The organism is Nocardioides sp. JS614 (genome assembly GCF_000015265.1).
Taxonomy (GTDB): Bacteria; Actinomycetota; Actinomycetes; order Propionibacteriales; family Nocardioidaceae; genus Nocardioides.
Genome location: NC_008699.1, coordinates 3,870,426 through 3,896,745, shown reverse-complemented (window position 1 = coordinate 3,896,745; position 26,320 = coordinate 3,870,426). Strand labels below are relative to the sequence as shown.

The following is a 26,320-nucleotide window of genomic DNA, read 5'->3' as shown; positions in this document are numbered from 1 at the left end:
CTATCGCTCAGATCTCGGTGGGCTCCGGCTCGGGGTGCGGGCGGCGGCGCCGGGCGGCGCGGGTGAGCAGCAGGGTGGGGACGCCGAGGACGACGAGGACGGCCAGCCAGGGGAGCACCGCTCCGAGGATGGTGGCCAGCGCGACGGCGAAGGTCTTCAGGCCGCCCCAGCCGGCGGAGAGACCAGCGACGAAGCCGGTGTCGTCCTCCTTCTTCGGGGTGGCCTTCTTCGCCGGGATCTGGTCGATGCTGACGACGATCGTCGAGAACGAGGCCTGGCCGCGCAGGTAGGCCAGCTGCCGCTCCAGGGACTCCAGGTCGGCCTGGCGCTGCGACAGCTGGGCCTCGATCGCCATGATGTCGCGGATGCTCTGGGCCCGGTCGAACAGGGTCGTGATCCGCGCGATGCTGCGCCGCTGGGCCTCGACCCGGGTCTGGGTGTCGATCAGCTTCGTGGTGACGTCGTCCGTGCTGGTGTTCGCCGCCTCGAGCTCGGCGCCCTCGAGATCCTTGAGCTCGGCCAGCGCGTCGTCGAAGGCCGCGGCAGGGATCCGGAGCACCATCCGGGTGTACGCCGGGCGGCCGTCCTCGTCGGTCGTGGTCTTCTCCTCGGGCACCTTGCCGCCGTGCTTGTCCACGACCCGCTGGACCTCGAACTGGGCCTTGCCGACGTCGTCGGCGCGCAGCGACACGTTGCCCTTCTTGATCAGCGCCTGCTGGGGCTCGACCGGACCGGGCTTGGTCACGACCGAGAGCACCGAGTCGGCCGGAGCATCGGCGGCGGTGTAGGCCGCGCCGCGCTGGGCGTCCGGGTCCTGCTGCTCGGCCGTCGGCTGCCCGCCGGCCACCGAGCTGCTGCCGTCGCCACCCGCGGAGTTGGCGGCGGAGTCGGCGACGTCATCGGCGCCGCCGGAGCAGCCGGTGAGGACGACCGCCAGGACGACGAGAGCGGGGACCAGGGTGCGGACCGGGGTGAGCCTCATACCGGCTGGGACGGCCGACCCGGCGGATCGGTTCCGGTCCGCCCTCTGGGAGGATCGCGGCGTGAGCAGGGTCGTCGTCATCGGCGCCGGGATCGCCGGCCTGACCGCGGCACGCGACCTCGCCGACGCCGGGCAGGACGTGGTCGTACTGGAGTCCTCGCCCCGGGCCGGCGGCAAGCTCCGCCGTGACCAGGTCGCCGGCGTCACGGTCGACGTCGGCGCCGAGGCCATGTTGAACCGCCGCCCCGAGGGTGTCGGCCTGGCGGCCCGCCTCGGGCTGCCTCTCGAGCATCCGACCGTCGCCTCGTCCCGGATCTGGACCCGCGGGGAGCTGCGGCCGCTGCCGCGCTCGCTGATGGGCATCCCGCTGGACCTGCCCCAGCTGGAGCAGTCGGGTGTGCTCTCGGCCGAGGGCCTGGCCCGGGTGCGTGCCGAGCCGACGCTGTGGCCGGAACGGTTCGAACCGCCCGACGGCGACGTCTCGGTCGGCGACCTGGTCGACCGCCGGTTCGGGCCCGAGGTCACCGACCGACTGGTCGAGCCGCTGCTCGGCGGGGTGTACGCCGGGCACGCGCGGCTGATCTCGGCGCGCGCGTCGGTGCCGCAGCTGCTCGACTACGCGTCCCGCGGCTCGGTCCTCGAGCAGGCCGCCGCGATCCCGACGACCTACGACCGGCCGGTGTTCGCCGGGATCCCGGGTGGGATGGGCCGGCTGCCCGAGGCGCTCGCCGACGGGCTGCCGGCCGCGGGTGCCGTCGTCCGCACCGGCGCCACGGTCCGCGGGCTCGCCCGCACCCCCACCGGCTTCGCCCTCACCGTCGGCCCGACCACCGCCCCCGAGCTGGTCGAGGCCGACGCGGTCGTCCTGGCCCTGCCCGCCGCACCGGCCGCCCGGCTGCTCGCCGACGTGGCGCCGGCCGCCGCCACCGAGCTGGCGGCCGTCGAGTCGGCGTCGATGGTCGTGGTGACGTTCGCGTTCCGCGGCAGCGACGTACCCGCCCTCGCGGCGACGGACTCCTCGGGCTTCCTCGTCCCGCCCGTGGACGGCCGCCGCGTCAAGGCCGCGACCTTCTCGTTCGCGAAGTGGGGCTGGGTCCGTGCCGCAGGCGACGGGCTGCTCCTGCTGCGCACCTCGCTCGGTCGGCACCGCGAGGAGACGGCGCTGCAGGCGACCGACGAGGAGCTCGTGGCCTGGTCGCTCGCCGACCTCGCCGAGGCCGTCGGGCCGCTCGCCGCGCCGGCCGACACCCACGTGCAGCGTTGGGGCGGTGGCCTGCCGCAGTACGCCGTCGGCCACCTCGACCGGGTGTCCCGGATCCGGGCCGCGGTCGCCGCGGTGCCGGGTCTCGCCGTCTGCGGGGCGGCGTACGACGGCGTGGGGATCCCGGCCGTGATCGGCTCCGCCCGTCGCGCCGCCGCGGAGGTGCTCGCCCTGCGCCCGTGAGGCGTGCGGCGGGCCGGTGAGCGCGACGTGTAGCGGCTGCACGCCGCCGGCCGGGCAGAGGCGATCATCAACGCGCGGGAGGCCGGCTACGGCCGCGATCGAGCGCGGGGGACAATGGGCCCCATGAGCGCCAAGGCGAAGAGGGCACGCGAGATCAACGACTCCATCCGCTACACGATGTGGTCGGTGTTCCGGGTCGCCGACCCGCTCGGCCCGCCGGACTCCGGTGCGGACCGGGCCGCGGAGGGCGCCGAGGTCGAGCAGCTCTTCGCCGAGCTCGAGGCGGCGGACGTGGTGGTGCGCGGCGTGTACGACGTCGCCGGCCTGCGCGCCGACGCCGAGCTGATGATCTGGTGGCACGCCGAGACCTCCGAGGCGCTGCAGGACGCCTACCAACGGCTCCGCCACACCGCGCTCGGGCGTCGGCTGGAGCCGGTGTGGTCGCAGCTGGCGCTGCACCGTCCGGCGGAGTTCAACAAGAGCCACGTGCCGGCCTTCCTCGACGACGAGGAGCCGCCCCGGAAGCACGTCTGCGTGTACCCGTTCGTGCGCTCCTACGAGTGGTACCTCCTCGAGGACTCCGAGCGCCGCCACATGCTCGCCGAGCACGGCAAGATGGCCCGCGACTACCCCGACGTGCGCGCCAACACCGTCTCCAGCTTCGCGCTCGGCGACTACGAGTGGATGCTGGCCTTCGAGGCCGACGAGCTGCACCGGATCGTGGACCTGATGCGGCACCTGCGCGCGGCCACCGCCCGCCGCCACGTCCGCGAGGAGGTGCCGTTCTACACCGGCGCCCGGACCCCGATCACCGAGCTGGTCCACCGGCTGCCCTGAGCCGGGCGACGGAGCCGGATCCGGGCCGGACCAGACCAGGGAACCGGCCCGGGTCCGGTCGCGTCGTACCGCCATGAGGACCCTGCTCGCCGCGGTCGCCCTGCTGCTCGCCGCGCCGCTCTTGGCGGCGTGCGGCGACGAGGGGGACACGACGGCCACCGACCCGGGCAGCAGCGACCCGGGCAGCTCCCGGCCGGCCCGGATGCCCACCGAGATCCCGGCCGCCCGGGGGACCGTGCACACCAGTGGCCTGGTCACCGTGATGGACAAGGGCAGCCCCGAGCTGTGCCTCGGCGCGGTCGCCGAGTCCTGGCCCCCGCAGTGCGGCGGCCCGCCGATCGAGGGCTGGGACTGGGCCGACCACCACGGCGTGTTCGAGCGCCAGCAGCAGGTCCGGTGGGGCCAGTTCGTGGTCACCGGTACGTGGGACGGCAGCACCTTCGGCTACCAGGACGCGGTTCCGGCCGCGCTCTACGACGCGATGCCGATCGAGGAGGTGCCGCTCCCGGCGCCCGCCGTCGAGCACACCCAGGCCGAGCTGGAGGACATCGCCGGGGAGGTCGGCGACCTGCCCGGCGCCCAGGGGGCGTACGCCGACGCCGGGCAGGTGCTCGTCGACGTGGTCTACGACGACGGCTCGCTGCAGGCCTGGGCCGACGCCACCTACGGCACGGACGTGGTCATCGTGCGGCCCGCCCTGATCGACTCCTAGCCGCTCAGGCAGTGCGGGTCGTGTGCCTCAGCACGCGCCATGGCGCGTGCTGAGGCACACGACCCATCGCCGCCGGCCCGGTCTCGGCGGAGCTGGGTCAGGAGTCGTTGGGCTCCAGCGTGAGGCTGATCGAGTTGATGCAGTAGCGGTCGCCGGTGGGGGTGCCGTAGCCGTCGGGGAAGACGTGCCCGAGGTGGGAGCCGCAGTTGGAGCAGCGGACCTCGACCCGCTTCATGCCGTGCGAAGTGTCCTCGAGGTACTCGATCGTGTCGCTGATCGGCTGGTAGAACGACGGCCAGCCGCAGCCGGAGTGGAACTTGGTGTCGGACTCGAAGAGCTTGGCCTGGCAGGCCTTGCAGCGGTAGACCCCGGTGGTCTCGGTCTCGTTGTACTCGCCGGTGAAGGCCCGCTCGGTGGCGGCCTCGCGCAGCACGGCGTACTCGTCCGGCGAGAGCTCCTCGCGCCACTGCTCGTCGGTCTTCTCCACGTTGTACGCCATGCCCCCACGGTAGTGCTGTCCGCAAGCCGGCGGTCGCGGCGGGGAGCGAGAGCCAGGTCACCCCTAGGGGCGTTGACTGATTCGGAGAACAATTGTTCACTGAATCGCATGGCCGGACCGACGACGATCCCGTGGGGTCGCCTGCGCGGAGCGGGCGACAAGCTCACCACGCCCCTCCACCCCGACGACTACCTGCGGCTGCTCAACCCGCTGTGGAGCGAGCGCGAGCTCCGCGGCCGGGTGGAGGAGGTGATCCCCGAGACCGACGACGCGGCCACGCTCGTGATCCGGCCCGGCTGGGGATGGCACTTCGACCACCGCCCGGGCCAGTACGTCGGGATCGGCGTGCAGGTCGACGGCCGCTTCCAGTGGCGGTCGTACTCCGTGAGCTCGCCGCCGCTGCGCCGCGGGCGGACCATCTCGATCACGGTCCGCGCGATGCCCGAGGGGAAGCTCTCGGCGCACCTGGTCAACGGGCTGGCCCCCGGGACCATCGTCCGGCTCGCCCACCCCGAGGGCGACTTCGTGCTGCCGGACCCGCCTCCGCCGAGGATGCTGTTCCTCGTCGGCGGCAGTGGCGTCACGCCGGTGATGGCGATGCTGCGCACGATGGACCGGCGGGCCCGGAAGAACGGCAGGGCGCTGCCCGACGTCGTCATGCACTACTCCTCGCCGACGCCGGACCGGATGATCTTCCGGGCCGAGCTCGACGAGCTGGAGGCCCGGCACGAGTCGTTGGCGGTGCACCGGCTGCACACCGACCTCGACGGGATGCTCGACCTCGCCCACCCGGACCGGGGCCTGGACGGCATCTGCCCCGACTGGCGCGAGCGGGAGGCCTGGGCCTGCGGGCCGGGGCCGATGCTCGACGCGATCGCCGAGCACTTCAAGGCGGCCGGTCTGGAGGACCGGCTGCACCTCGAGCGGTTCTCGCTCGAGCTCGGCGGTGAGGGCGGCGAGGGCGGCACCATCACCTTCCGCAACTCTGGCAGGTCCGTCGAGGCCGACGGCGCCACCACCATCCTCGAGGCGGGGGAGGAGGCCGGCGTCGGCATGCCGTTCGGCTGCCGGATGGGCATCTGCCACACCTGCACCCTGACCCTCGTCTCCGGCAAGGTGCGCGACCTGCGCAACGGCGAGGAGTTCTCCCAACCGAACGAGCGCGTGCAGACCTGCGTCACCGCCGCCGTCGGCGACTGCACCCTCGACATCTGACCGACTGCATCCCTGGAGGATCACATGGCCATCTCGGACGTCAAGGAGTACACCCACCTCACCGAGGCGGAGGTGGAGCAGATCGGCCGCGAGCTCGACGCGATCCGGGCCGAGATCGAGGACTCGCGCGGCGCCGCGGACGCGGCGTACATCAACCGGATCATCACGATCCAGCGGGGGCTGGCCGCGGCCGGCCGGGTGGCGCTGTTCGCCAGCAACCGCAAGCCCGCTTGGGCCGCGGGCGTCGGGCTGCTCGCGGTGGCGAAGATCCTCGAGAACATGGAGATCGGCCACAACGTCATGCACGGACAGTGGGACTGGATGAACGACCCCGAGATCCACTCCTCCAACTGGGAGTGGGACACCGCGCAGCCGGCCGAGCAGTGGAAGCACAGCCACAACTACGTCCACCACCAGTTCACCAACGTGCTCGGCTACGACAACGACATCGGCTACGGCATCCTCCGGATGGCGCGCGAGCAGAAGTGGCACCCGGCGAACCTCGGACAACCCGTCTACAACGCCCTGCTCGCGACCCTGTTCGAGTGGGGGGTGGCCCTGCACGACCTGGACATCGAGCGGATCCGCAAGGGCGAGAAGGACCCGAAGGAGATGAAGCGGCAGCTCAAGCAGATCTTCCGCAAGGGCCGCAACCAGATCCTCAAGGACTACGTCGTCTACCCGGCGCTGTCCGGTCGCAACTGGAAGACCACGCTGACCGCCAACCTCACCGCCAACGTGATCCGCAACCTGTGGTCCTACGGGATCATCTTCTGCGGACACTTCCCCGACGGGGCGCTGCACTTCACCGAGGAGGAGATCGAGGACGAGACCCGCTCGGAGTGGTACCTGCGCCAGATCCTGGGCGCGGCCAACTTCAACGGCAGCCCGCTGCTGCACGTCATGAGCGGCAACCTCGGCTTCCAGATCGAGCATCACCTGTTCCCGGACCTGCCGAGCAACCGGTACGCCGAGATCGCGGTGCGGGTGCGCGAGCTGTGCGACAAGTACGACCTGCCCTACACCACCGGGCCGCTGCACCGGCAGTACGGCCAGGCGCTGCGCACGATCATCAAGCTCTCGCTGCCGAACTCGATGACCTCGGGCAACCAGCCTCCCCCGGTGGCGGAGCCGCCGAGCCCGGAGCGGGACCGCAAGCGCCGCTCCGACGCCGAGCGGCCGCCCCGACGCCGGGAGCTCGGGGGCTGGATGCGGAGCGCCTCGTGATGGCCCCGGTGCCGGCGCTGGGCTCGACCCGGTGGGTGACCCGGTGTGCGCTGAGCCGGATCTGCGGCGTCTGCACCGAGTCGCTGGGCCGGCCGGTCGCGTTCCTCGGCACGCCCGAGGAGGTCGCCCGCAACGCCTTCCACCTCCCGCCGATGCACGTCGGCTGCGCGGAGGACCTGCGCCGTACGCCGGACACCGACCCGACCTGGCAGGTCACGCTCACCGCCGGCTTCGAGTTCGTGCGCGCGGCCCGGGAGGACCTCGACCGCCGCCCCACCTTCCAGCCCAACTCGCTGCTCTGAGCACCAAGGCAAGAGCCCCGCTGCCGCCTTCTCGAACCCACCCCGGGAGGTGGGCACGAGCGCGCGGCAACGGGGCTCTGCGGTGGTCGCATGATCCCCCGGTGTCCGGATCAAACTTGGTCCGTGCGACCGATGACCTGACGATCGGTCGATTTCGACCGGACCTGAGGAGTCCGGACCCGGATAGCCTCCCTCCATGGCGAAGGTGAGCGCGGCCGAGGTCCGGGCGGGCGGGCGCGCCGTCCGCGTGTCCAGCCCCGACCGGGTCATCTACGAGGCGACCGAGCGGACGCCCGAGGTGACCAAGCTGATGGTGGCCGAGTACTTCGCGAGCGTCGAGGACGGGCTGATGCGCGCGCTGCGCGACCGGCCCACGGCCCTGGAGCGCTGGACCTCGGGGGTGCGTGAGGGGATGCGGCTGGCGACCGGACCGCAGGACAAGGACGCCGACGCGTTCTACCAGAAGCGGGTGCCGAAGGGTGCACCCGACTACGTCGACACGGTCCAGGTCACCTTCCCGTCAGGGCGTACGGCGGAGGAGATCTGCCCCACGGAGATCGCCGTCCCGGTGTGGTGCGCGCACATGGGCACGCTGGTCTTCCACCCCTGGCCGGTCCGCCGGGCCGACGTGGACCGCCCCGACGAGCTGCGCATCGACCTCGATCCCCAGCCCGGCACCTCGTTCGCCGACGCGGTCCGGGTGGCGGGGGTGGCGCGGGAGCTCCTCGAGGAGCTCGGCCTGGTGGGCTACCCGAAGACGTCGGGCAACCGCGGGGTGCACATCTACGTGCGGATCGAGCCGCGCTGGGAGTTCACCGACGTCCGGCACGCCGCGATCGGCTTCGGCCGCGAGCTGGCGCGCCGCGACGAGGGCGTGACGGTGGAGTGGTGGAAGGAGGAGCGCGGTGAGCGGATCTTCGTCGACTTCAACCAGAACAACCGCGACCGCACCATCGCCTCGGCGTACTCCCTGCGTCCGCTGCCCGGCGCACCCGTCTCCACCCCGGTCACCTGGGACGAGCTGGCCGGCATCGGCGACCCCCGTGACTACAACCTGTTCACGGTCCCGGATCGGGTGGCCGACGGCGATCCGTGGGCGAGCATCGACGACACGGCGTACTCCCTGGACCCGCTGCTGCGGCTCTGGGAGGACCTGCCCGGCGGCGAGCTGAGCTTCCCGCCGGACTACCCCAAGATGCCGGGCGAGCCGCCGCGGGTGCAGCCGAGCAAGAAGGTCGCCGCGCACTGGGACGAGGAGGGCAACCGGATCGACTCCTGAGCCGGTTTGAACGCGGATCCGAAGGGGAATCTCGACGTCAGATCAGTCGAGAGAGGAGAAGGGATCCGATGTCCGCGCGCAACCGGGTGGTGTCGGTGATGGTCCTGTCCGAGCAGCCCGTGATCGCAGCCGGGGTCGAGCATCTGCTCGCCCGGTTCCCGGACCGGGTCGTCGTCGTCGACGCAGCGGACGCGGATGCCGACACCGTGGTGGTGTACGACGTGTTCGGCCTCTACGTCGGCGAGCAGGACGACTTCGAGCGGTTGGTCAAGGAGCACCCGGACCGGGTGCTCGCCCTCTCCAGGGTCCTCCAGCCGGGACTGACCGCGCGGGCCCTGGACCTCGGCGCGGTCGCGTCGATCTCCGTGGGCCTGCACGCGGAGGAGCTCGTGGCCGCGATCGAGGCCTTCGCCGCTGGGCACCTGCAGGACGGCTCCCAGGCGGACCTGGACAACCAGGCCGACCGGCGCCGCCAGCTGGGGCGTGACGTCAACCTGACTCCGCGCGAGCAGGACGTCCTCGGGCTGATCGTCGCCGGCTGCTCCAACGAGGAGCTGGCGGCCGAGCTCTACCTCAGCATCAACACCGTCAAGAGCCTGATCAGGTCGGTCTACCGCAAGCTCGAGGTCACCAGCCGCGCCCAGGCCGTCGCCTGGGGCGTCGACCACGGCTTCCCGTCCGCGGGCGAACGCGGGCAGGACGCCCCCGAGGCGTGACCCGGCGTCCGCACCCGCCGCGCGACGAGGGAAAGGCCCGCCCCGCCTTCCTGGAGTGATCCAAGCGCGCGGAGCGGGCCTCTCGGACCGACCGGTGGCGCTCCCCCCAGCGCCGGGCGGATCCCCACGTCCCGCTCGGTCGGTCATCTGTCGCGACCGGTGGCCCTGTCTCCCCCCCAGATCCTGGGCCCCGGTGCCGGTGGGTGTCCCCCCGACACCACGAACACTAGGGCGGCCATTTCCACGTCCGGGTCACACCAGATCCACAGGAGGGGAAGGAATCGCCCACGCGTTAGCCTCAAGCCGTGCTCCTCGCCCTCGACTCCGCCACCCCGCTCGTGACCGTGGCGCTCCACGACGGCACCGACGTCGTCGTCGAGCTGGTGGCCGAACGGTCGATGAAGCACGCCGAGCAGCTGGCGCCGCTCATCGAGCGGGCCATGTCAGATGCGGGTGTCGTCCGACAGGACCTCACGGCCATCGCCGCGGGCGTCGGGCCCGGCCCGTTCACGGGCCTGCGTGTGGGGCTCGTGACGGCGCGGACCCTCGGCTTCGTCCTCGACATCCCGGTGTACGGCGTCTGCTCGCTCGACGTCCTCGCCGTCGAGGCGGTCGATACCGGCGCGGTCACGGCCGACTTCGTGGTCGCGACGGACGCACGCCGCAAGGAGGTCTATCTCGCCCGGTACGACGCGGAGGGGTTGCGGCTGGACGGGCCGGTCGTCGGCAGGCCCGCCGACCTGGCGACCGACGACCCGGTCGTGGGGGAGGGGGCCGTGCTCTACCCCGAAGTGTTCCCCCGCCGGACCGGGCCGACGGCGCCGAGCGCCGGCTGGCTGGCGCGGGTCGTGACCGACGAGCGCGCCGAGCTGTGCGACCCCGAGCCGCTGTACCTGCGGCGTCCCGACGCGGCGACCCCGCACGCGCCGAAGCGCGTGTCGTGACCGTCCGCCCGGCGACCGCCGAGGACGCCGCGGCGATCGCCGCCCTCGAGCGGGACAACCTCGGCGCCGACGCCTGGTCGCCCGCGCTCGTCCAGGAGGGTGTCGCCGGCAACCTGCCGACCGTCGCCTACCTGGTCGCCGAGGTGGACGGCGATGCCGGGCCGCAGGTCGTGGGGCACGCGGCCACCAGCGTGGTCGCTGACATCGCCGAGCTCCAGCGGATCGCGGTCGATCCCGCCCATCGGCGTACCGGTGTGGCGACCGAGCTCCTCGACGCGGCGGTCGCGGCCGCCCGGGCGGGCGGCGCCGACCGGCTGCTGCTGGAGGTGCGCGAGGACAACGCGGGCGCGCTGGCCTTCTACGCCGCCCGGGGCTTCGTCGAGGTCGACCGGCGCCGCCGCTACTACCGCGACGGCGCCACCGCTGTCGTCCTGCGCCTGGGCCTCGGCCCGGCGTGCTCCTACGGCAGGTAGCTCCTACGGCAGGTAGCTCCTACGGCAGGTAGTACGTCGGGTCGGGGAGCTTCACGGCCCGGTCGGACGAGCCGCCGATCAGGTCGCCGTACTCACCTCTCGCGTGCTCAGGTGGCAGGCGCACACTCCGTGCCGCAGCGTGACCTCGCACGGAATGCGGCAGATCCGCGCGATACCACTTTGGTATCATCGCGGGATGGCCATGACTTTGCGATTGAGTTCAGAGGACGAGCGTCTCCTGGCCGCGCTGGCGGAGGCTGAGGGGGTGAGTCGACACGAGGCGACCCTGCGCGCGATCCGTGAGGCGGCCTCTCGCCATGCGCACCAGGCCAAGGTGGCCGACCTGTCTGCCCGGGCTCGTGAGCGCTATGCAGACGTACTGGACCGGCTCGGCCGTTGACGGTTCTGCTCACGGTCGAGGATCTCCTGTCCCTCGTGGCGGACCTCGGGGTCGGACCGGTGCGCGACGTGGGTCTGCTGGACTCGGCAGCTCATCGGCCGGGGGCTGTCCTGTACGGACACGAGGCCTACCAGGACGTGGACCGCAAGGCAGCAGCGCTGCTCGACTCACTCGTTGGCAACCATGCGCTCGTCGATGGAAACAAGCGACTGGGTTGGCTGGCCGTTGTCGTCTTCTACGGCCTCAACGGCGTCGACCTCGGTGCGCCCGATGATCCTGCCTTTGAGCTCGTGATGTCCGTGGCGCGCAGAGAAGCGCCTCTCGACGAAATCGCAGCAACTCTGGTGCGCTGGCATTGAGCGCGCTCGGCGGCAGATGAGTGCGGTCGAGAACATTGCGGGCCCTGGACTTGGTCAGGGTCAGTGCACGGCGCGGATGACCTGTTCGGCGAGGAGTGCGGAGCCGGCGAGAAGCATGGCTGCCCCTGAGATCCAGGCGAGTCTGGAGGTCACGCGTGGTCTTCGTGTCAGGGCGGTCTGGACGGCGAATCCGAGGGCGAAGTAGAAGGTTGCGGCGATGGCGACCCAGGTGAGGCCGAGGACTGCGAGTTGGACCGCGAAGGGCCATGGAGCGCTGGTGCGCGCGAACTGGGGCAGGAACGCCAGGAAGAACAGGAGGGACTTGGGGTTCAGGGCGCTGACTCCGACGCCACGACCCAGGGCATGTACCGCGTCACGGCTCGATGACGTGGCTGTTGGTACGACACCCCGGTTCGGCGACCGCACGATGCCGACGCCGACGTAGAGCAGGTAGACGCCACCGACAACAGACAGGGCGGTGAGGGCTGCGGGCTCGGCTGCGACTAGGGGTGCCATGCCGGCGACCACGACTGCAGTGATGACGATGTACCCGATCGCCAGCCCGCTGACGGTGGGTAACACGAGTGACCGACGCGGTCCGGCGCCGAGGACGACGGCCCAGTCCGGACCGGGCACGATGACGAGGGTCGTCGCGACGCCGATGAACGCCGCTAGCGCTGACACTTCCACGGATCTCTCCATCGTTCCGGGTGGTGCAGCAGCAACGCTAGGGCGAAAGCCGTGACGACCGATTGCGAACATTGCAGTCGTTCGCCTCGCCGGCGCACTATTCCGCTATGGACCGTACAGATCGCGCAATCATCGAGCACCTGCGTCGGGACGCTCACCTCACAAACACGGAACTTGCCGACCTAGTAGGACTTACGCCGTCCCCGTGTCTGCGCCGGGTCCGCCGCCTGGAGGCCGAAGGGGTCATCCTCGGCTACCACGCCAGGATCAACCCGGCTGCGGTCGGCCGAGCGTTCGAGGTCCATGTCGAGTTCGAACTGGCCAACCAGGCCAAGGCCACGGTCAAGGACTTCGAGTCCGGCCTGATCGCCTTCGACGAAGTAATCGAGGCACGCCGCATGTTCGGGCAGCCCGACTACCTCGCGCTGGTGGCGGTAGCCGACCTGCATGCCTACGAGGTCTTCATGACTGAAGAGTTGATGGCGCTGCCGGGGATGGGACGCCTCCAATCGCGCTTCGCCATGAAGACCATCAAGAGCGAGCTGGCCTCCACTTGACCAGTCGTGGCCGCACGAATCTCGGCATGAGAGCGCGTAGGGACTTCCACGGCTGGAGGGGTCCGAGAAGTGGGACACACCCGTAAGAGGGTGGCCGATCGCCGGCGTGCCCCGGTCGGCACAATGGAGCGGTGAGCAGCGAACCCCTGGTCCTCGGCATCGAGACCTCGTGCGACGAGACCGGTGTCGGCATCGTCCGTGGGCACACCCTGCTCGCGGACGCGGTGGCGAGCAGCGTCGACGAGCACGCCCGCTTCGGCGGGGTGGTGCCCGAGGTCGCGAGTCGCGCCCACCTCGAGGCGATGGTGCCGACCATCGAACGGGCCTGCGAGACGGCCGGCATCCGCCTGTACGACGTCGACGCGATCGCGGTCACCAGCGGACCGGGGTTGGCCGGGGCGTTGATGGTGGGGGTAGCCGCCGCGAAGGCGCTCGCGGTCGGCCTCGGCAAGCCGATCTACGGCGTGAACCACCTCGCGGCGCACGTTGCCGTCGACCAGCTCGAGCACGGCCCGCTGCCCGAGCCCTGCCTCGCGCTGCTGGTCAGCGGCGGCCACTCCAGCCTGCTGCGGGTCGAGGACGTCACCTCCGGGGTGGACCCGATGGGGGCGACCATCGACGACGCCGCCGGCGAGGCCTTCGACAAGGTGGCCCGGCTGCTCGGCCTGCCGTTCCCCGGTGGCCCCTACATCGACCGTGCGGCCCGCGAGGGCAGCACCGTGTACGTCGACTTCCCGCGCGGCCTGACCAGCCGCCGCGACCTCGAGCGGCACCGCTTCGACTTCTCGTTCTCGGGCCTCAAGACCGCGGTCGCGCGGTGGGTCGAGGCACGGGAGCGGTCCGGCGAGCCGGTGCCGGTGGCCGACGTGGCGGCGAGCTTCCAGGAGGCGGTCTGCGACGTGCTGACCCGCAAGGCGATCGACGCGGCGTCCAGTGCGGGCATCGAGGACCTCCTCATCGGCGGTGGGGTCGCCGCGAACTCCCGGCTGCGCGTGCTGGCGGAGGAGCGCGCCGCGGCGCGGGGGATCCGGGTCCGGGTGCCCCGTCCCGGCCTGTGCACCGACAACGGCGCCATGGTCGCCGCTCTGGGCGCCGAGATGGTCGCCCGCGGCCGCACCCCGTCCCCCCTGGACCTCCCCGCCGACTCCTCGCTCCCCGTGACCGAGGTTCTCGTCTGAGGACCACTCCGCTGCGGTAGTCCCTGACGTTTGCGCGGTGTGGGAACGCTCCCGAGCCCCACAACCGTCAGGGAGTATCCGCGGCGGCGGGGACCTCGGACAGCTCATGGGGCTCCTCCCGGTCCCCGTGGCCCGGCCACCAGGCGGCGTGCCCGATCAGCGCGGTGAGTGCGGGAGTGAAGAACATCGCCATCACGAACGCCGCGATGAAGATGCCGAAGGACAGCGCGAAGCCCATCGACATCATCAGGCTGTTGCCGCTGAGCATCAGCGAGGCGAACGTGCCGGCCAGGATCACGCCGGCCGCCGCGATCGTCGGGCCGGCGTGCTTGAGCGCCTCGGCGGCCGCGGCGCGTGGGCTCCGGCCCTCCCGGGCCTCCTCGCGCAACCGGGCGATCATCAAGATGTTGTAGTCGGTGCCCAGGGCCGTGACGAACAGGTAGATGTAGATCGGCAGCATGAAGATCAGCCCGTCGTCACCACCGATGCCCTGGAACGCGATGACGGTCGCACCCAGGGTGGCGGCGAAGCTCAGGCCCACCGCCGCCATCAGGTACCACGGTGCGACCAGGCTGCGCAGCAGCAGCGCGAGGATCAGCATGATCACGAGCGCGGCGACCGGGAACACGACCTTGTAGTCGCGGATCATCGCCGACTGCAGGTCGGCGAAGATGCCCGGCGTACCGCCCACGAACGCCTCGGTGCCGTCGGGTGCCGCCTCGTGGGCGGCATCGCGGACCGGTCCCTTGACGTCGTCGAGGGCCTGGTCTGAGGCCGGGTCGCTGTCGAGCACGACGCTGAACTGGGCGGCCGTGCCGTCCTCGGACAGCTGGGCGGGGTAGACCTGCGCCACGCCCTCGGCCTTCCCGAGTGCGGCCCCGAACGCCTCCAGACCGCCTTCGTCGAGCGCGCCGTCGTCGGCCCGGAGGATCACCGGCACCGGCTCGCTGGCGCCGGCGGCGAAGTGCTCCTGGAACGTCTCGAGGCCCTTCGTCGACTCGACGTCGTCGGGGAGGCTGGAGTTGAAGTCGAAGGACGGGTTGAAGCTGAACGCGAACACGGCGAGTACGGCGAGCGCGGCTCCCGCGACTCCCGCGAAGGTGCCGGGGCGGTGGCCGAGCGAGTCACCGATCCGCGCGAAGCGGGCGCTCTTCGGCTCCTCGCGCCACTTCTTCGAGGGCCAGAACAGCGCCCGGCCGAGCACGGTCACGACCGCGGGCACGAGCGTGAGCGCCGCCAGCAGCGTGACCGCCACCGCGATCGCGAGCGCCGGGCCGATGGCCTGGAAGATGCCCAGCGAGCTCAACAGCAGCGCGAGGAAGGCCACGATGACCGCGCCGCCGGCAGAGGCGATCGCCTCTCCGGCGCGCTCGAGCGCGTGCACCACCGAGGCCCGGGTGTCCTCGCCCTGGCGCAGCCGCTCGCGGTAGCGGAACAGGAAGAACAGGATGTAGTCGGTGCCGATGCCGTAGAGCACCACGACGAGGATCGTCTGGATCGACGAGTCTGCCTTGAGGTCGAAGATCTCGTTGGCCCACCCGATCAGGCCGGTCGCGACCATCGACACGACGGTCACCACGACCACCGGCATCAGGCAGATGATCACGCTGCGGAAGATCAGGGCAAGGAGGACGACGATCAGCACGACCGTCGCGATAGCGACGATCGCGAGGGCCCGGTCACCGGACTCCTGGGAGTCCAGGCCCTGCGGCACCGAGCCGGTCGTCTGCGCGCGCAGATCGGTGCCCTCGGTCAGGTCGGTCAGGTCCGTGCGCAGGCCCTTGGCGTCGTCGAAGGCCTGCTGGTCGAATCCGGTCGATCCGTCGGCGAGGCCGATGATGCCGATCTGCACCTGGCCGTCCTCGGAGACGTTGGGCTTGCCGTCCGGGCCGGCGGTGACGACCTGCTGGACGAACGTCTTCTCGCCGAGCTCCGGCCCGAGCTCCTCGGCGATCCGGCCGACCTCGGCCTGGTCGTCCTCGGTCAGCGCCGCGCCGTCCGTGCGCTCGAAGACGATCAGGGCGGCCGGCGTCGTGGCGCCCGGGAACTCCTCGTCCTGGATCTTGAAGGCCTGGACCGACTCGTAGTGGTCGGGGAGGAACTCCTCCTCCTGCTGGGTGGTCTCGAGGGCCGGCGCCAGCGAGATGACGGCGACGGCGAGCACCACCCACGCGGCGATGACGAGCCAGGGACGACGGGAGACGAGGCGACCAAGAGCGGCGAACACGTTGCACCACCCTAGCGAGGGGAACGGCCGGCCCGCCTCCGACTTAAGTAGACCTCTTTCACTCCGAGAGGAGGTACTCCGCGACCTCCTCCGGGTTGCCGCCGGGGCCCTCGGGTACGACGACCTGCGGGTCGTCCCACGCGAGCCCGACCCTGGTCACCGACCAGGTGCTGGTCGTCCAGTTCGTGCCGCTGACGAGCACGTGCGTCGCATCGGCCCAGGCCGCCCGGCTGATCACGTCGCCCTTGCCCTCGGAGGCGAAGCTGCCGACCGGTCGGAGGTCCAGGTCGAGGACCGTGCCCTCACCGAACATGTTGTTGTCACCCTTCAGGCTCAGCAGGTGCTCCCCGTCGGGGGCGAACCTCAGGTTCGCGACCTCGCAGCTGCGCGCCGCCATCGCCCCCGCCTCCGGGTCATAGAGCCCCGCGCAACCGAACTGGGGGTCGGCGTCGTCGGCGTACTGCACCGCCCACAGCTCGCCGTCCGGGCTGACGTCGCTCACGCGCAGCGGCTGGGTGGTCGCCAGGTCGGTGACGCCCTCGGGGGTCAGCATCCCGGTCGTCGTGCTGAAGTCCCCCACGAGCAGGTGCTCGGCGTCGAGCACCGCGTCGATGCTCCCCGGGGACTCCCCACCGGGCGAGGGCGGCCCGTCCATCGTGGCCGGCTCGGCGGCGCCGCTGCGCAGCACCGCGGTCCGGTAGTCCTCGTCGACCCACGCCGCGACACTGTCGTCGGCGCTCATCCTGACCACGTTCGCCTGGACCGGGTACGTCGCCTGCAGGCTGCCGTCGGGCGCGAAGACCCGGACTGCGTACGGCCTCTGGAGGGCGACGACCACCCGCCCGTCGGTCAGCACCCCGAAGCTGGTGACGTTCTCGTTGGACACGTCCACCGGCACGGTGCTGCCGTCGGGGCGGGTGACCACGCCGTCGTGCAGCACCGACGCGCCGGGCACGTCCGGTGCCGGCGCGGGCACGGGGTGCTCGGACCGCGGCGTGCCTCCGGTCAGCACGGTCGGGACCAGGATCGCGACGGCGACCGCGGCGGCCACGGCACCGGCCGCGGCGGTCCGGCGGCGCCGGCGGATGCTGTGCGCCTTGCCCCGGACGTCGTCGAAGGTGAGCGGCGCGCCGTGGACCCCGCCGTACTCACGCTCGGCGCGGCGCTCCAGCTCGCGGACGAAGATCTCCTCGGTCATCGCTCCTCCTCCCGGTGCGTCGGGCTCAGGTCGGCGGGCGTTCGCTCGCGCAGCGCGGCGAGCGCCCGGCTGGTCTGTGACTTCACGGTGCCGACGGAGATGCCGAGCACGTCGGCGGTCTCGGCCTCGGACAGCTGCTCGTAGTAGCGCAGCACGACCACGGCCCGGGCCTTGCGGGGCAGCGTCTGGACGACCGCCCACACCGCCGCGCCGAGACCCTCGTCGTACGCGTCGTGGACGGGACTGCCCTCGGGCACCACGTCGGTCGGCGCCTCGCGCCGCTTCCAGCCGCGACGCCACAGCGAGTTGTTCTCGTTGACCATGATCCGGCGGACGTAGGCGTCCACCGAGCCGCGGTCGCGGACCCTGTCCCACGACAGGTAGAGCTTGGCCAGCGAGGTCTGCAGCAGGTCCTCGGCCTGGTGCTGGTCCCCGGTGAGCAGGTACGCGATCCGGAGCAGGCGCCCCAGGCGGGCCTGGAGGTACGCCGTGAAGTCGGCGTCCCGCTCCGTCATCGTGGCTCCTCGTTCCTCCGTCAACACACCCCCAAGACGCGATCGTGGGCGGAAGGGTTGCAATTCTTCCCGAACCGGCGACGACTGAGGGTCCTTCGGCCCTGGGCGCGGCCCGGGCGCGCCTGCGAACCTGCGGAGCGGTCTGTGTCCCGCAGCCGTCCGACGTGAGGAGAGCCCGTGCCCGGTACGACACCGTCCATCATCCAAGGTGGGATGGGGGTCGGCGTCTCGTCCTGGCAGCTCGCCCGGTCCGTGGCCCTGGCCGGCCACCTCGGCGTGGTCTCCGGTACGGCGCTCGACGCGACGCTCGCCCGCCGGCTGCAGGACGGCGACCCGGACGGGCACGCCCGGCGCGCCCTGGCCGCGTTCCCCGACCAGGCGATGGTCGCCCGGGCGCTCGACCGCTACCACCTCCCCGAGGGCCGGACGCCGGGCCGCCCGTACCGGCCGACGCCGAAGCCGTCGCTGCGGCCCAGCCGGCACGCCCAGGAGCTGGCCGTCCTCGGCAACTTCGCCGAGGTGTGGCTGGCCAAGCAGGGCCACGAGGGGACCGTCGGCATCAACTTCCTCGAGAAGATCCAGCTGGCCACGCCCGCGGCCGCGCTCGGCGCGATGCTCGCCGGGGTGGACGTCGTCCTGATGGGGGCCGGGGTGCCCCGGGAGATCCCGCAGCTGCTCACCGACCTCGCGCGCGGCGACGTCGGGGGGATCGGCGTCGACGTGCACGGCGCACCCGAGCGGTCGCGGATCGAGGTCGACCCGCGGGGCCTGCTCGGTCGGCACCTGCCGCCGCTGCGCCGGCCGCGGTTCCTGGCCATCGTGTCCGCGACCGTCCTGGCCGCCTACCTTGCCCGCGACGACGCGACCCGGCCCGACGGGTTCGTGATCGAGGGTCCGGTCGCGGGCGGCCACAACGCGCCGCCACGCGGGACGCTCGTGGTCGACGACGACGGGGAGCCCGTGTACGGCGACCGCGACGCGGTCGACCTCGCCAAGGTCGCGGCCCTCGGCCTGCCGTTCTGGCTGGCGGGCGGGCACGGGACGCCCGAGGGCCTGCAGTCGGCCCGCGCCGCCGGGGCTGCCGGCATCCAGGTCGGGACGCTGTTCGCGCTCGCCGCAGAGTCGGGACTGCGCCCCGAGCTGCGTGAGCAGGTCGGCGCCCAGCTCGGCGCCGGGACGCTGCGGGTACGGACCGACGTGCGCTCCTCGCCGACCGGCTTCCCGTTCAAGGTCGCCCGGATCGAGGGCACGCTCTCCGAGTCCGAGGTGTACGAGGACCGCGAGCGGCTGTGCGACCTGGGCTACCTGCGCACGCCGTACCTCACCGCGGCGGGCCGGATCGGGTACCGGTGCCCGGGCGAGCCGGTGGCGGTCTACCAGCGCAAGGGCGGCGACCTCGCCGACACGGTCGGCCGCAGGTGCCTGTGCAACGCGCTGACCGCCGACGTCGGCCTGGGACAGACCCGCCCGGACGGCTACCGGGAGCCGGGCCTGATCACGCTCGGGAGCGACCTCAGCGGCCCGCGCCGCCTGCTCGAGCGCCATCCGGGCGGCTGGACGGCCGGGCAGGCGGTGGCCTGGCTGGAGGGCCGATGAGTACCCGATCCAACGCCGGACGGCGGCGGCGCGGCATCCTGGGAGCCATGACGCTTCCTGGCCCGAGCACCGGCACCGCCACCGAAGCCTGGTTCCGGAGGCGGCCGCCACTGACCTGGGCCGCGGTGGCGGCCATGTTCGTCGGCGTCTTCCTGCTGCGCCTCTCCGGCGGGACCGTCGAGGACGCCTACTCGATGCTCTACGTCTTCCCCGTGGCGCTGGTCGCGTTCGCGTTCGGCCTGCGGAAGGGGGCGGCCGCCGGGGTGCTCGCGGTGCTGCTCATCGTCGTCTGGGCCGTCGCGCGCGGCGTGCACCTGGACCCGGCCGGCTGGGCCTCGCGAATCCTGCCGATCCTGCTGCTCGGCGTACTGCTCGGCGACGCCAGCGACCGGCTGCGCCGCAACGAGGCCGAGCGCCGGCGCCTGGAGACGGCGGCACTCCTGCACCGCGACGCCATCGAGATCAACGACTCGCTCGTCCAGGGCATGGCGGCGGCGAAGTGGTCGCTGGAGGCCGGCGACGTCGACACCGGTCTGCGGACCCTCAACGCGACGATCAGCGAGGCCCAGGAGCTGGTGTCCGGGCTGATCCGGCAGGCCGGCATGGGCGGGCGCACCGAGCGCCCGACCGAGAGCCCGACCGACCAGGAGTAGCAGCACATCGGTGCGCCCGGCCCTGCGCGCACCGGCCCGGATGCGGTTGCATGGTCCCTCACACGCCGTCCGCGGAGAGGGAGCAGCATGCAGCAGGTCAAGGCCGTGATCGCCCGCGGCAAGGGGCAACCCGTCGAGGTGACCACCATCAACGTGCCCGACCCGGGCCCGGGCGAGGCACTCGTCCAGGTGCAGGCCTGCGGGGTCTGCCACACCGACCTGCACTACCGCGAGGGCGGCATCAACGACGACTTCCCGTTCCTCCTCGGTCACGAGGCCGCCGGCGTCGTCGAGGCGGTCGGCCCGGACGTGACGGCCATCGCCCCGGGCGACTTCGTGATCCTGAACTGGCGGGCCGTGTGCGGCGAGTGCCGGGCCTGCGAGCGCGGCGAGCCGTGGTACTGCTTCGCGACCCACAACGCCACCCAGCGGATGACCCTCGCCGAGGGTCCCGACGCCGGCACCGAGCTCGCGCCGGCCCTCGGGATCGGCGCGTTCGCCGAGAAGACCCTGGTCGCGGCCGGCCAGTGCACGAAGGTCGACCCGTCGGCCCGGCCGGCCGCCGTCGGGCTGCTCGGCTGCGGGGTGATGGCGGGGATCGGAGCCGCGATCAACACCGGCGCGGTCACCCGCGGGAAGTCCGTCGCGGTCATCGGCTGCGGCGGCGTCGGCGTGGCCGCGATCGCCGGCTCGGCGCTCGCCGGGGCCTCGCCGATCATCGCGGTCGACATCGACGCCCAGAAGCTGGAGGCCGCGCGCCGGATGGGCGCCACCCACGTCGTCGACTCCAGCCGGACCGACCCGGTCGCGGCGATCCAGGAGCTCACCGGCGGCTTCGGCGCGGACGTCGTCATCGAGGCCGTCGGCCGCCCGGAGACCTGGAAGCAGGCGTTCTACGCCCGCGACCTGGCCGGCACGGTGGTGCTGGTCGGCGTACCGACGCCCGAGATGAAGGTCCCGGACCTCCCGCTCATCGACGTCTTCGGCCGGGGCGGGTCGCTGAAGTCGAGCTGGTACGGCGACTGCCTGCCCAGCCGCGACTTCCCGATGCTCGTCGACCTCTACCAGCAGGGCCGGCTGGACCTGGACGCCTTCGTCAGCGAGGAGATCGGCATCGGCGACGTCGAGGCGGCGTTCGAGCGGATGCACGAGGGCGGCGTGTTGCGCTCGGTGGTGATCCTCTGATGGCCGGGCCGGGCCCGGCGCGGGTCGACCACGCGGTGTCCTCCGGAACGTTCAGCCTCGACGGGGAGACGTTCGAGGTCGAGAACAACATCTGGGTCGTGGGCGACGACGCCGAGTGCGTCGTGATCGACGCGCCGCACGACGTCGCCGACATCCTGGCCGTCGTGGGGGACCGGAAGGTGAAGGCGATCGTGTGCACGCACGCGCATGACGACCACGTCCGGGTCGCTCCGGCGCTGCGGGAGGAGGTCGTGGCGCCGATCATGCTGCACCCGGCCGACCGCCCGCTGTGGGAGCTCACGCACACCCGCTACCTCTGGGACCTCGACCTCGAGGACGGCCTGGAGATCGAGGTCGGTGGCACCAGCCTGCGGGTGCTGCACACCCCCGGGCACGCGCCGGGCGCGGTCTGCCTGTACGCCTCGGACCTGGGCTGCGTCTTCACCGGGGACACCCTGTTCCAGGGTGGTCCCGGGGCCACTGGACGGTCGTTCTCCGACGCCGACCTGATCGTGGAGTCGATCCGGACGACGCTGTTCGCGCTGCCCGACGACACGGTCGTCCACACCGGTCACGGCGCGGACACCACGATCGGCGCCGAACGGGTGGGACTCGGGTCCTGACCCGGACCGGGACGGGTCCCAGCGCCCGGGGCGCCGAAAGTCCCTTCAGATCGGGACCGTTGTGCCCTCCGATGCGAGGACTCCGGCCCTGATTGGTGGAGGGTTCAAGTTCATACGGTGGGGTCACCAAAGCAGATGTGGCGGAGACACCGCCCCGAACTAGGAGTCACCACGATGCGATCTGCATTCGACAAGCTCATCTCGTGGACGGGTCTGGCCCTCGCCGTCGTCCTTCTCGTCGCAGGTGGCCTGCTCACCTGGGCGAACACCTTCATCGGCGACCAGGTCAAGGACCAGTTCGCCCTGCAGGACATCGTCATGCCGGAGGGCGAGGCCCTCGCCAGCCTGCCCAAGGCCGACGCGGACGTGCTCAAGCAGTACGCCGGCAGCCCGCTGGACAGCGGCCCCGAGGCCCAGGCCTTCGCGGACCACTACATCCTGGCCCACATGAACGCCGCTTCTGAGGGTCTGGGCGGCGAGGTCATGTCCTACTCCGAGGTCAGCGGCAAGGCCCGCGAGCTCGGTGCGGCGCTGGCCGAGAACCCGAACCCCACCCAGGCTGAGCAGGACGAGGCCGCCGCGTGGGCCGGTCTGAAGCAGACCATGCTCGACGGCAACACCCTGCGCGGCCTGCTCCTCTACGGCTACGCGTTCGCCACCATGGGCACCATTGCCGGCATCGCCGCGGTCTTCTCCTTCATCGGCGCGGGCCTCCTGCTGGCGCTCTTCGCCCTCGGCATCTGGCACGCCAAGCGGGTCGAGAAGACCGCTCCGGTGGGTGCCCGGGCCGCCACGGCCTGACATCCGCGGTCTGACCGCTCACTGAACGTCGTCTCCCGGGAGTCCCCTTCGACTCCCGGGAGACGATGCCCGCGCCTCGCGCGTCGACTTCGTCGCCGCGCGGGGCGCGGGATCGTTCTTGGGCCTGATGGTCCGACGGTGGGGTTGCGGTCGGCGCGTTGGCTGCCGGCCGGCAACCTCAGAAGGGCTGCACCAGCAGTGCGGTGCCGTGGCCTGCGACCCGGGTGAGCACGATCGTGCCCTCCTCGTCGCCGGCGAGGTCCAGCCGCTTGCGCAGCTGGTCGGGGACCACGTCGACGCCACGCTTCTTGATCGTCAGCCGGCCGATCCGCCGCTCGCGCAGGGCGGCCCGCAGCGCCTTCTCGCGGTACGGCAGCTCCTCGAGCACCTGGTACCCGCGGGCGAACGGGGTGCGGTACGACGCGTCGGAGGCGACGTACGCGATGTGCTCGTCGACCAGCCGGCCGCCGACCCCGGCGGCGACGGCGGTGACCAGCCCGGCGCGGATCACCGCGCCGTCCGGCTCGTAGAGGAAGGCGCCGACGGGCCCGACCGGCGCGCCGGGGTCGTCCTCGTCGGTCAGCGTCGCCAGCCCGCCCTCGCCGATCACGGTCGCGCGCCGTGCGGTGGTGGCGAGCCGGCCCGACCAGAGCGCCGCCTCCTTGACCTCGCCGTGGTCGCTGACCCACTCGGCCTCGACCCCCTCGGGGACGAGCTCGTGCGGGATGCCCGGCGCGACCTTGACGCAGGAGTCGCGGGCCAGCAGCCGCTCCACGAACGGCCACGGCGGCGTCCAGCCGTCGACGTCGAACGTCCGTCCCCGGGCGGTACGCCGAGCCGGGTCGGCGAACGCCACGTCGAAGGGACTGGTGTCCAGCGTGGTCGCGTCGGCGAGCTGCACCGCTCCCGGCAGCCCCAGCGCATCGAGGTTGGCCCGGGCCACGGCCACCCGCACGGGGTCGAGGTCGACGCCGGCCGCGGTCAGCCCGGCGCGGGCCGCGGCGAGCAGGTCGCCGCCGATGCCGCAGCCCAGGTCGACCAGGGTCGCGGCGGACGCGGCGACCAGCCGGCTCGCCCGGTGCGTGGCGACCCGGTGGCGGGTGGCCTGCTCCAGGCCGTCGGGGGTGAAGTACATCCGGTCCGCGAGCTCGCCGAACTTCTCCCGCGCGCGCACCCGCAGGGTGGCCTGGGTGAGCGCGGCCGCGACCTGGGCGGGTTCGGCGCCTCGGCGCAACCGGGTCTGCGCCGCCAGCGGGTCCTCGCCGGCCTCGACGACCGCTGCGGCGGCCTCCAGGAGCCGGGCGCCGTCGGCGGTGAGCAGCCAGCCGAACGCCTCCAGGTCCACCCCCGGATCCTGTCACCCCGGCTCCGCTCTGGCACTCAGTTGGCGAGAGTGCTAGTTTCTCAGTTGGCACTCTCCACCGGAGTGTGCCAGCGCTTGTCTTCCCGGTGCGACCCCCGCGACGGCGTACCGGACGGGCAGGCACAGACGTGCACCACCCACCAAACTCGAAGTACCAGAAAGTGGAGGTTGATCAGGAGTGTCGGTCAACATCAAGCCCCTCGAGGACCGGATCGTCGTCAAGCCGCTCGACGCCGAGCAGACCACGGCCTCGGGCCTGGTCATCCCGGACACCGCCAAGGAGAAGCCCCAGGAGGGCGAGGTCCTCGCGATCGGCCCGGGTCGCATCGACGACAACGGCAACCGCGTCCCGCTCGACGTCACCGTCGGCGACAAGGTCATCTACAGCAAGTACGGCGGCACCGAGGTCAAGTACGCCGGCGAGGAGTACCTCATCCTCTCCGCGCGCGACGTCCTGGCTGTCGTTTCCTGAAGTCCTTCCGGGTCGTGTGCCTGACGACGCGCCATGGCGCGCTCTCAGGCACACGACCCGGTCTTCGTTAGACCCGGTCTTCGATAGAGGAGAGAAATGCCCAAGATCCTGGAGTTCGACGAGCACGCCCGGCGCGCCCTGGAGCGCGGCGTCGACGCGCTCGCCAACGCCGTCAAGGTCACGCTCGGCCCGAAGGGCCGCTACGTCGTCCTGGACAAGAAGTGGGGCGCCCCGACCATCACCAACGACGGCGTGACCGTCGCGCGTGAGGTCGAGCTGGACGACCCGTTCGAGAACCTCGGTGCGCAGCTCACCAAGGAGGTCGCCACCAAGACCAACGACATCGCGGGCGACGGTACGACGACCGCGACGGTGCTGGCCCAGGCGATGGTCCACGAGGGCCTGCGCGCGGTCACCGCCGGCGCGAACCCGATGGGACTCAAGCGCGGCATGGACGCCGCTGCCGAGGCCGTGGGCGACGCCCTCAAGGAGGCGGCCCGCGAGGTCGAGTCGCGCGAGGACATGGCGTCGGTCGCCACGATCTCGAGCCGTGACAGCGTGATCGGCGACCTGCTCGCCGAGGCCTTCGACAAGGTCGGCAAGGACGGCGTGATCACGGTCGAGGAGTCCAACACCATGGGCACCGAGCTCGAGTTCACCGAGGGCATGCAGTTCGACAAGGGCTACATCAGCCAGTACTTCGTCACCGACCCGGAGCGGATGGAGGCCGTCCTCGAGGACCCCTACATCCTGCTGCACCAGGGCAAGATCTCCGCGGTCGCCGAGCTGCTGCCGCTGCTGGAGAAGGTGATCCAGTCCGGCAAGCCGCTGTTCATCCTGGCCGAGGACGTGGAGGGCGAGGCGCTCTCCACCCTGGTCGTGAACAAGATCCGCGGCACCTTCAACGCGGTCGCGGTGAAGAGCCCGGCGTTCGGTGACCGTCGCAAGGCGATGATGCAGGACATCGCGACCCTGACCGGCGGTCAGGTCGTCGCCCCCGAGGTCGGACTCAAGCTCGACCAGGTCGGCCTCGAGGTGCTCGGCCAGGCCCGCCGCGTCGTCGTCACCAAGGACGACACCACGATCGTGGACGGCGCCGGCGACCCCAAGGACGTCGAGGGCCGGGTCAACCAGATCAAGGCCGAGGTGGAGAACACCGACTCCGACTGGGACCGCGAGAAGCTCCAGGAGCGGCTCGCGAAGCTGGCCGGCGGCGTGTGCGTGATCAAGGTCGGCGCCGCCACCGAGGTGGAGCTGAAGGAGAAGAAGCACCGCATCGAGGACGCCGTCTCCGCGACGCGCGCCGCGATCGAGGAGGGCATCGTCGCCGGCGGCGGCTCCGCCCTCGTCCACGCGGTCTCGGTGCTCTCCGACGACCTCGGCCTCACCGGCGACGAGGCGCTCGGCGTCCGCGTGGTCCGCAAGGCCGCCGACGAGCCGCTGCGCTGGATCGCCGAGAACGGCGGGGTCAACGGCTACGTCGTCACCACCAAGGTCCGCGAGCTCGGCCTCGGCAACGGCTTCAACGCCGCCACCGAGGAGTACGGCGACCTGGTCGCCCAGGGCGTCCTGGACCCGGTGAAGGTCACCCGCTCCGCGCTGGTCAACGCCACCTCGATCGCGGGCATGCTGCTCACGACCGAGACCCTGGTCGTCGACAAGCCCGAGGAGGAGGAGCCCGCGGCAGCCGGTCACGGCCACGGGCACGGCCACGGCCACTGACCCACCCCGCTTCACGCCGAGTCGGCGCCAGTTCGTGCAACTGGCGCCGACTCGCGCATTTCGGCGGGCAGGACGCGCCGACCCTGCGCCGGTTCCACGGCCCCGGCCGTCCCAGGAACGACCGTCTCTCCCCTGAGCCGTGGTGCCGGGC

Annotated in this window: 28 protein-coding genes; 21 read left to right on the top strand and 7 right to left on the bottom strand. The window is 71.9% G+C overall.

Annotated elements, in window-relative coordinates; translation table 11 throughout:
• Window positions 1–7: 7 nt before the first annotated feature.
• Window positions 8–982: a DUF4349 domain-containing protein gene (locus NOCA_RS20065; RefSeq protein WP_011757104.1), complete on the bottom strand. Its 975-nt coding sequence runs from the start codon at window positions 980–982 to the stop codon at window positions 8–10.
• Window positions 983–1,043: 61 nt separating this feature from the next.
• Here NOCA_RS20065 and hemG point away from each other — a divergent pair, with 61 nt between their 5' ends.
• The 3 genes from hemG (at window position 1,044) to NOCA_RS27645 (ending at window position 3,975) form a co-directional block, all read left to right on the top strand.
• Complete coding sequence (gene hemG, locus NOCA_RS20060) at window positions 1,044–2,426, top strand: protoporphyrinogen oxidase (protein ID WP_011757103.1); 1,383 nt, start codon at window positions 1,044–1,046, stop codon at window positions 2,424–2,426.
• A 114-nt stretch (window positions 2,427–2,540) separates the two neighbouring features.
• The gene (gene hemQ / locus NOCA_RS20055; protein WP_011757102.1) at window positions 2,541–3,263 is read left to right on the top strand and encodes a hydrogen peroxide-dependent heme synthase; all 723 of its coding nucleotides are present in this window, start codon (window positions 2,541–2,543) and stop codon (window positions 3,261–3,263) included.
• A gap of 73 nt (window positions 3,264–3,336) precedes the next feature.
• On the top strand, window positions 3,337–3,975 hold the full coding sequence (locus tag NOCA_RS27645; protein WP_011757101.1) for a hypothetical protein: 639 nt from the start codon (window positions 3,337–3,339) through the stop codon (window positions 3,973–3,975).
• Between the two features lie 97 nt (window positions 3,976–4,072).
• Here the strand turns inward: NOCA_RS27645 and msrB are convergent, their stop codons facing one another.
• Window positions 4,073–4,474, bottom strand: coding sequence for a peptide-methionine (R)-S-oxide reductase MsrB (gene msrB / locus NOCA_RS20045; protein WP_011757100.1), 402 nt, complete (start codon window positions 4,472–4,474; stop codon window positions 4,073–4,075).
• A gap of 108 nt (window positions 4,475–4,582) precedes the next feature.
• Between msrB and NOCA_RS20040 the strand changes: the two genes are divergently transcribed.
• The 9 genes from NOCA_RS20040 (at window position 4,583) to NOCA_RS20005 (ending at window position 11,389) form a co-directional block, all read left to right on the top strand.
• Entirely contained in the window at window positions 4,583–5,689 is a 1,107-nt protein-coding gene (locus NOCA_RS20040; protein ID WP_011757099.1) for a ferredoxin reductase, read from the top strand.
• 24 nt (window positions 5,690–5,713) lie between these two features.
• Window positions 5,714–6,916: a fatty acid desaturase family protein gene (locus tag NOCA_RS20035; RefSeq protein WP_011757098.1), complete on the top strand. Its 1,203-nt coding sequence runs from the start codon at window positions 5,714–5,716 to the stop codon at window positions 6,914–6,916.
• Window positions 6,913–7,218, top strand: a complete 306-nt coding sequence (locus tag NOCA_RS20030; RefSeq protein ID WP_140403887.1) for a hypothetical protein — start codon at window positions 6,913–6,915, stop codon at window positions 7,216–7,218. Before NOCA_RS20035 ends, NOCA_RS20030 begins: the two co-directional genes overlap by 4 nt.
• 196 nt (window positions 7,219–7,414) lie before the next feature.
• A complete protein-coding gene (locus NOCA_RS20025; RefSeq protein WP_011757096.1) occupies window positions 7,415–8,497 on the top strand; it encodes a DNA polymerase domain-containing protein in 1,083 nt (360 codons plus the stop codon).
• Between the two features lie 68 nt (window positions 8,498–8,565).
• Window positions 8,566–9,213 carry a helix-turn-helix transcriptional regulator gene (locus NOCA_RS20020; RefSeq protein ID WP_011757095.1) on the top strand — a complete coding sequence of 216 codons (648 nt, stop codon included), beginning with the start codon at window positions 8,566–8,568 and terminating at the stop codon, window positions 9,211–9,213.
• Between the two features lie 305 nt (window positions 9,214–9,518).
• Window positions 9,519–10,157: a tRNA (adenosine(37)-N6)-threonylcarbamoyltransferase complex dimerization subunit type 1 TsaB gene (gene tsaB / locus NOCA_RS20015; RefSeq protein ID WP_011757094.1), complete on the top strand. Its 639-nt coding sequence runs from the start codon at window positions 9,519–9,521 to the stop codon at window positions 10,155–10,157.
• The gene (locus NOCA_RS20010) at window positions 10,154–10,630 is read left to right on the top strand and encodes a GNAT family N-acetyltransferase (RefSeq protein WP_011757093.1); all 477 of its coding nucleotides are present in this window, start codon (window positions 10,154–10,156) and stop codon (window positions 10,628–10,630) included. The genes tsaB and NOCA_RS20010 overlap by 4 nt, the downstream gene beginning before the upstream one ends.
• A gap of 196 nt (window positions 10,631–10,826) precedes the next feature.
• A complete protein-coding gene (locus NOCA_RS26680) occupies window positions 10,827–11,030 on the top strand; it encodes a ribbon-helix-helix protein, CopG family (protein WP_083768211.1) in 204 nt (67 codons plus the stop codon).
• On the top strand, window positions 11,027–11,389 hold the full coding sequence (locus tag NOCA_RS20005) for a type II toxin-antitoxin system death-on-curing family toxin (RefSeq protein WP_011757091.1): 363 nt from the start codon (window positions 11,027–11,029) through the stop codon (window positions 11,387–11,389). The genes NOCA_RS26680 and NOCA_RS20005 overlap by 4 nt, the downstream gene beginning before the upstream one ends.
• 60 nt (window positions 11,390–11,449) lie before the next feature.
• Here the strand turns inward: NOCA_RS20005 and NOCA_RS20000 are convergent, their stop codons facing one another.
• The gene (locus NOCA_RS20000) at window positions 11,450–12,079 is read right to left on the bottom strand and encodes a LysE family translocator (protein WP_140403886.1); all 630 of its coding nucleotides are present in this window, start codon (window positions 12,077–12,079) and stop codon (window positions 11,450–11,452) included.
• A gap of 107 nt (window positions 12,080–12,186) precedes the next feature.
• On the opposite strand from NOCA_RS20000, the gene NOCA_RS19995 reads away from it, so the two are divergent.
• Complete coding sequence (locus tag NOCA_RS19995) at window positions 12,187–12,636, top strand: Lrp/AsnC family transcriptional regulator (RefSeq protein WP_011757089.1); 450 nt, start codon at window positions 12,187–12,189, stop codon at window positions 12,634–12,636.
• Between the two features lie 131 nt (window positions 12,637–12,767).
• Window positions 12,768–13,814 (top strand): tRNA (adenosine(37)-N6)-threonylcarbamoyltransferase complex transferase subunit TsaD, encoded by a 1,047-nt coding sequence (gene tsaD, locus NOCA_RS19990; RefSeq protein ID WP_011757088.1) that lies wholly within the window; start codon window positions 12,768–12,770, stop codon window positions 13,812–13,814.
• 67 nt (window positions 13,815–13,881) lie between these two features.
• Here the strand turns inward: tsaD and NOCA_RS19985 are convergent, their stop codons facing one another.
• Genes NOCA_RS19985 through NOCA_RS19975 form a run of 3 tightly spaced genes read right to left on the bottom strand, consistent with a single transcriptional unit; the run spans window position 13,882 to window position 17,754 of the window.
• Window positions 13,882–16,041: an MMPL family transporter gene (locus NOCA_RS19985; protein ID WP_011757087.1), complete on the bottom strand. Its 2,160-nt coding sequence runs from the start codon at window positions 16,039–16,041 to the stop codon at window positions 13,882–13,884.
• Window positions 16,042–16,099: 58 nt separating this feature from the next.
• Window positions 16,100–17,239 carry a hypothetical protein gene (locus NOCA_RS19980; protein ID WP_011757086.1) on the bottom strand — a complete coding sequence of 380 codons (1,140 nt, stop codon included), beginning with the start codon at window positions 17,237–17,239 and terminating at the stop codon, window positions 16,100–16,102.
• Complete coding sequence (locus tag NOCA_RS19975) at window positions 17,236–17,754, bottom strand: SigE family RNA polymerase sigma factor (protein WP_011757085.1); 519 nt, start codon at window positions 17,752–17,754, stop codon at window positions 17,236–17,238. The genes NOCA_RS19980 and NOCA_RS19975 overlap by 4 nt, the downstream gene beginning before the upstream one ends.
• 177 nt (window positions 17,755–17,931) lie before the next feature.
• On the opposite strand from NOCA_RS19975, the gene NOCA_RS19970 reads away from it, so the two are divergent.
• The 5 genes from NOCA_RS19970 to NOCA_RS19950 all read left to right on the top strand — a co-directional run bounded on the left by NOCA_RS19970 (window position 17,932) and on the right by NOCA_RS19950 (window position 22,612).
• Window positions 17,932–19,350 carry a nitronate monooxygenase gene (locus NOCA_RS19970; RefSeq protein ID WP_011757084.1) on the top strand — a complete coding sequence of 473 codons (1,419 nt, stop codon included), beginning with the start codon at window positions 17,932–17,934 and terminating at the stop codon, window positions 19,348–19,350.
• A gap of 47 nt (window positions 19,351–19,397) precedes the next feature.
• A complete protein-coding gene (locus NOCA_RS19965) occupies window positions 19,398–20,003 on the top strand; it encodes a DUF4118 domain-containing protein (protein ID WP_087530582.1) in 606 nt (201 codons plus the stop codon).
• 87 nt (window positions 20,004–20,090) lie between these two features.
• Window positions 20,091–21,188 carry an S-(hydroxymethyl)mycothiol dehydrogenase gene (locus tag NOCA_RS19960; RefSeq protein WP_011757082.1) on the top strand — a complete coding sequence of 366 codons (1,098 nt, stop codon included), beginning with the start codon at window positions 20,091–20,093 and terminating at the stop codon, window positions 21,186–21,188.
• Entirely contained in the window at window positions 21,188–21,811 is a 624-nt protein-coding gene (locus tag NOCA_RS19955; RefSeq protein WP_011757081.1) for an MBL fold metallo-hydrolase, read from the top strand. The genes NOCA_RS19960 and NOCA_RS19955 overlap by 1 nt, the downstream gene beginning before the upstream one ends.
• A gap of 174 nt (window positions 21,812–21,985) precedes the next feature.
• Window positions 21,986–22,612: a hypothetical protein gene (locus NOCA_RS19950; RefSeq protein ID WP_011757080.1), complete on the top strand. Its 627-nt coding sequence runs from the start codon at window positions 21,986–21,988 to the stop codon at window positions 22,610–22,612.
• Between the two features lie 178 nt (window positions 22,613–22,790).
• Here the strand turns inward: NOCA_RS19950 and NOCA_RS19945 are convergent, their stop codons facing one another.
• A complete protein-coding gene (locus NOCA_RS19945) occupies window positions 22,791–23,957 on the bottom strand; it encodes a class I SAM-dependent methyltransferase (RefSeq protein ID WP_011757079.1) in 1,167 nt (388 codons plus the stop codon).
• Window positions 23,958–24,153: 196 nt separating this feature from the next.
• On the opposite strand from NOCA_RS19945, the gene groES reads away from it, so the two are divergent.
• The gene (gene groES / locus NOCA_RS19940) at window positions 24,154–24,447 is read left to right on the top strand and encodes a co-chaperone GroES (protein ID WP_011757078.1); all 294 of its coding nucleotides are present in this window, start codon (window positions 24,154–24,156) and stop codon (window positions 24,445–24,447) included.
• Between the two features lie 96 nt (window positions 24,448–24,543).
• On the top strand, window positions 24,544–26,169 hold the full coding sequence (groL, locus tag NOCA_RS19935; protein WP_011757077.1) for a chaperonin GroEL: 1,626 nt from the start codon (window positions 24,544–24,546) through the stop codon (window positions 26,167–26,169).
• Window positions 26,170–26,320: the final 151 nt, after the last annotated feature.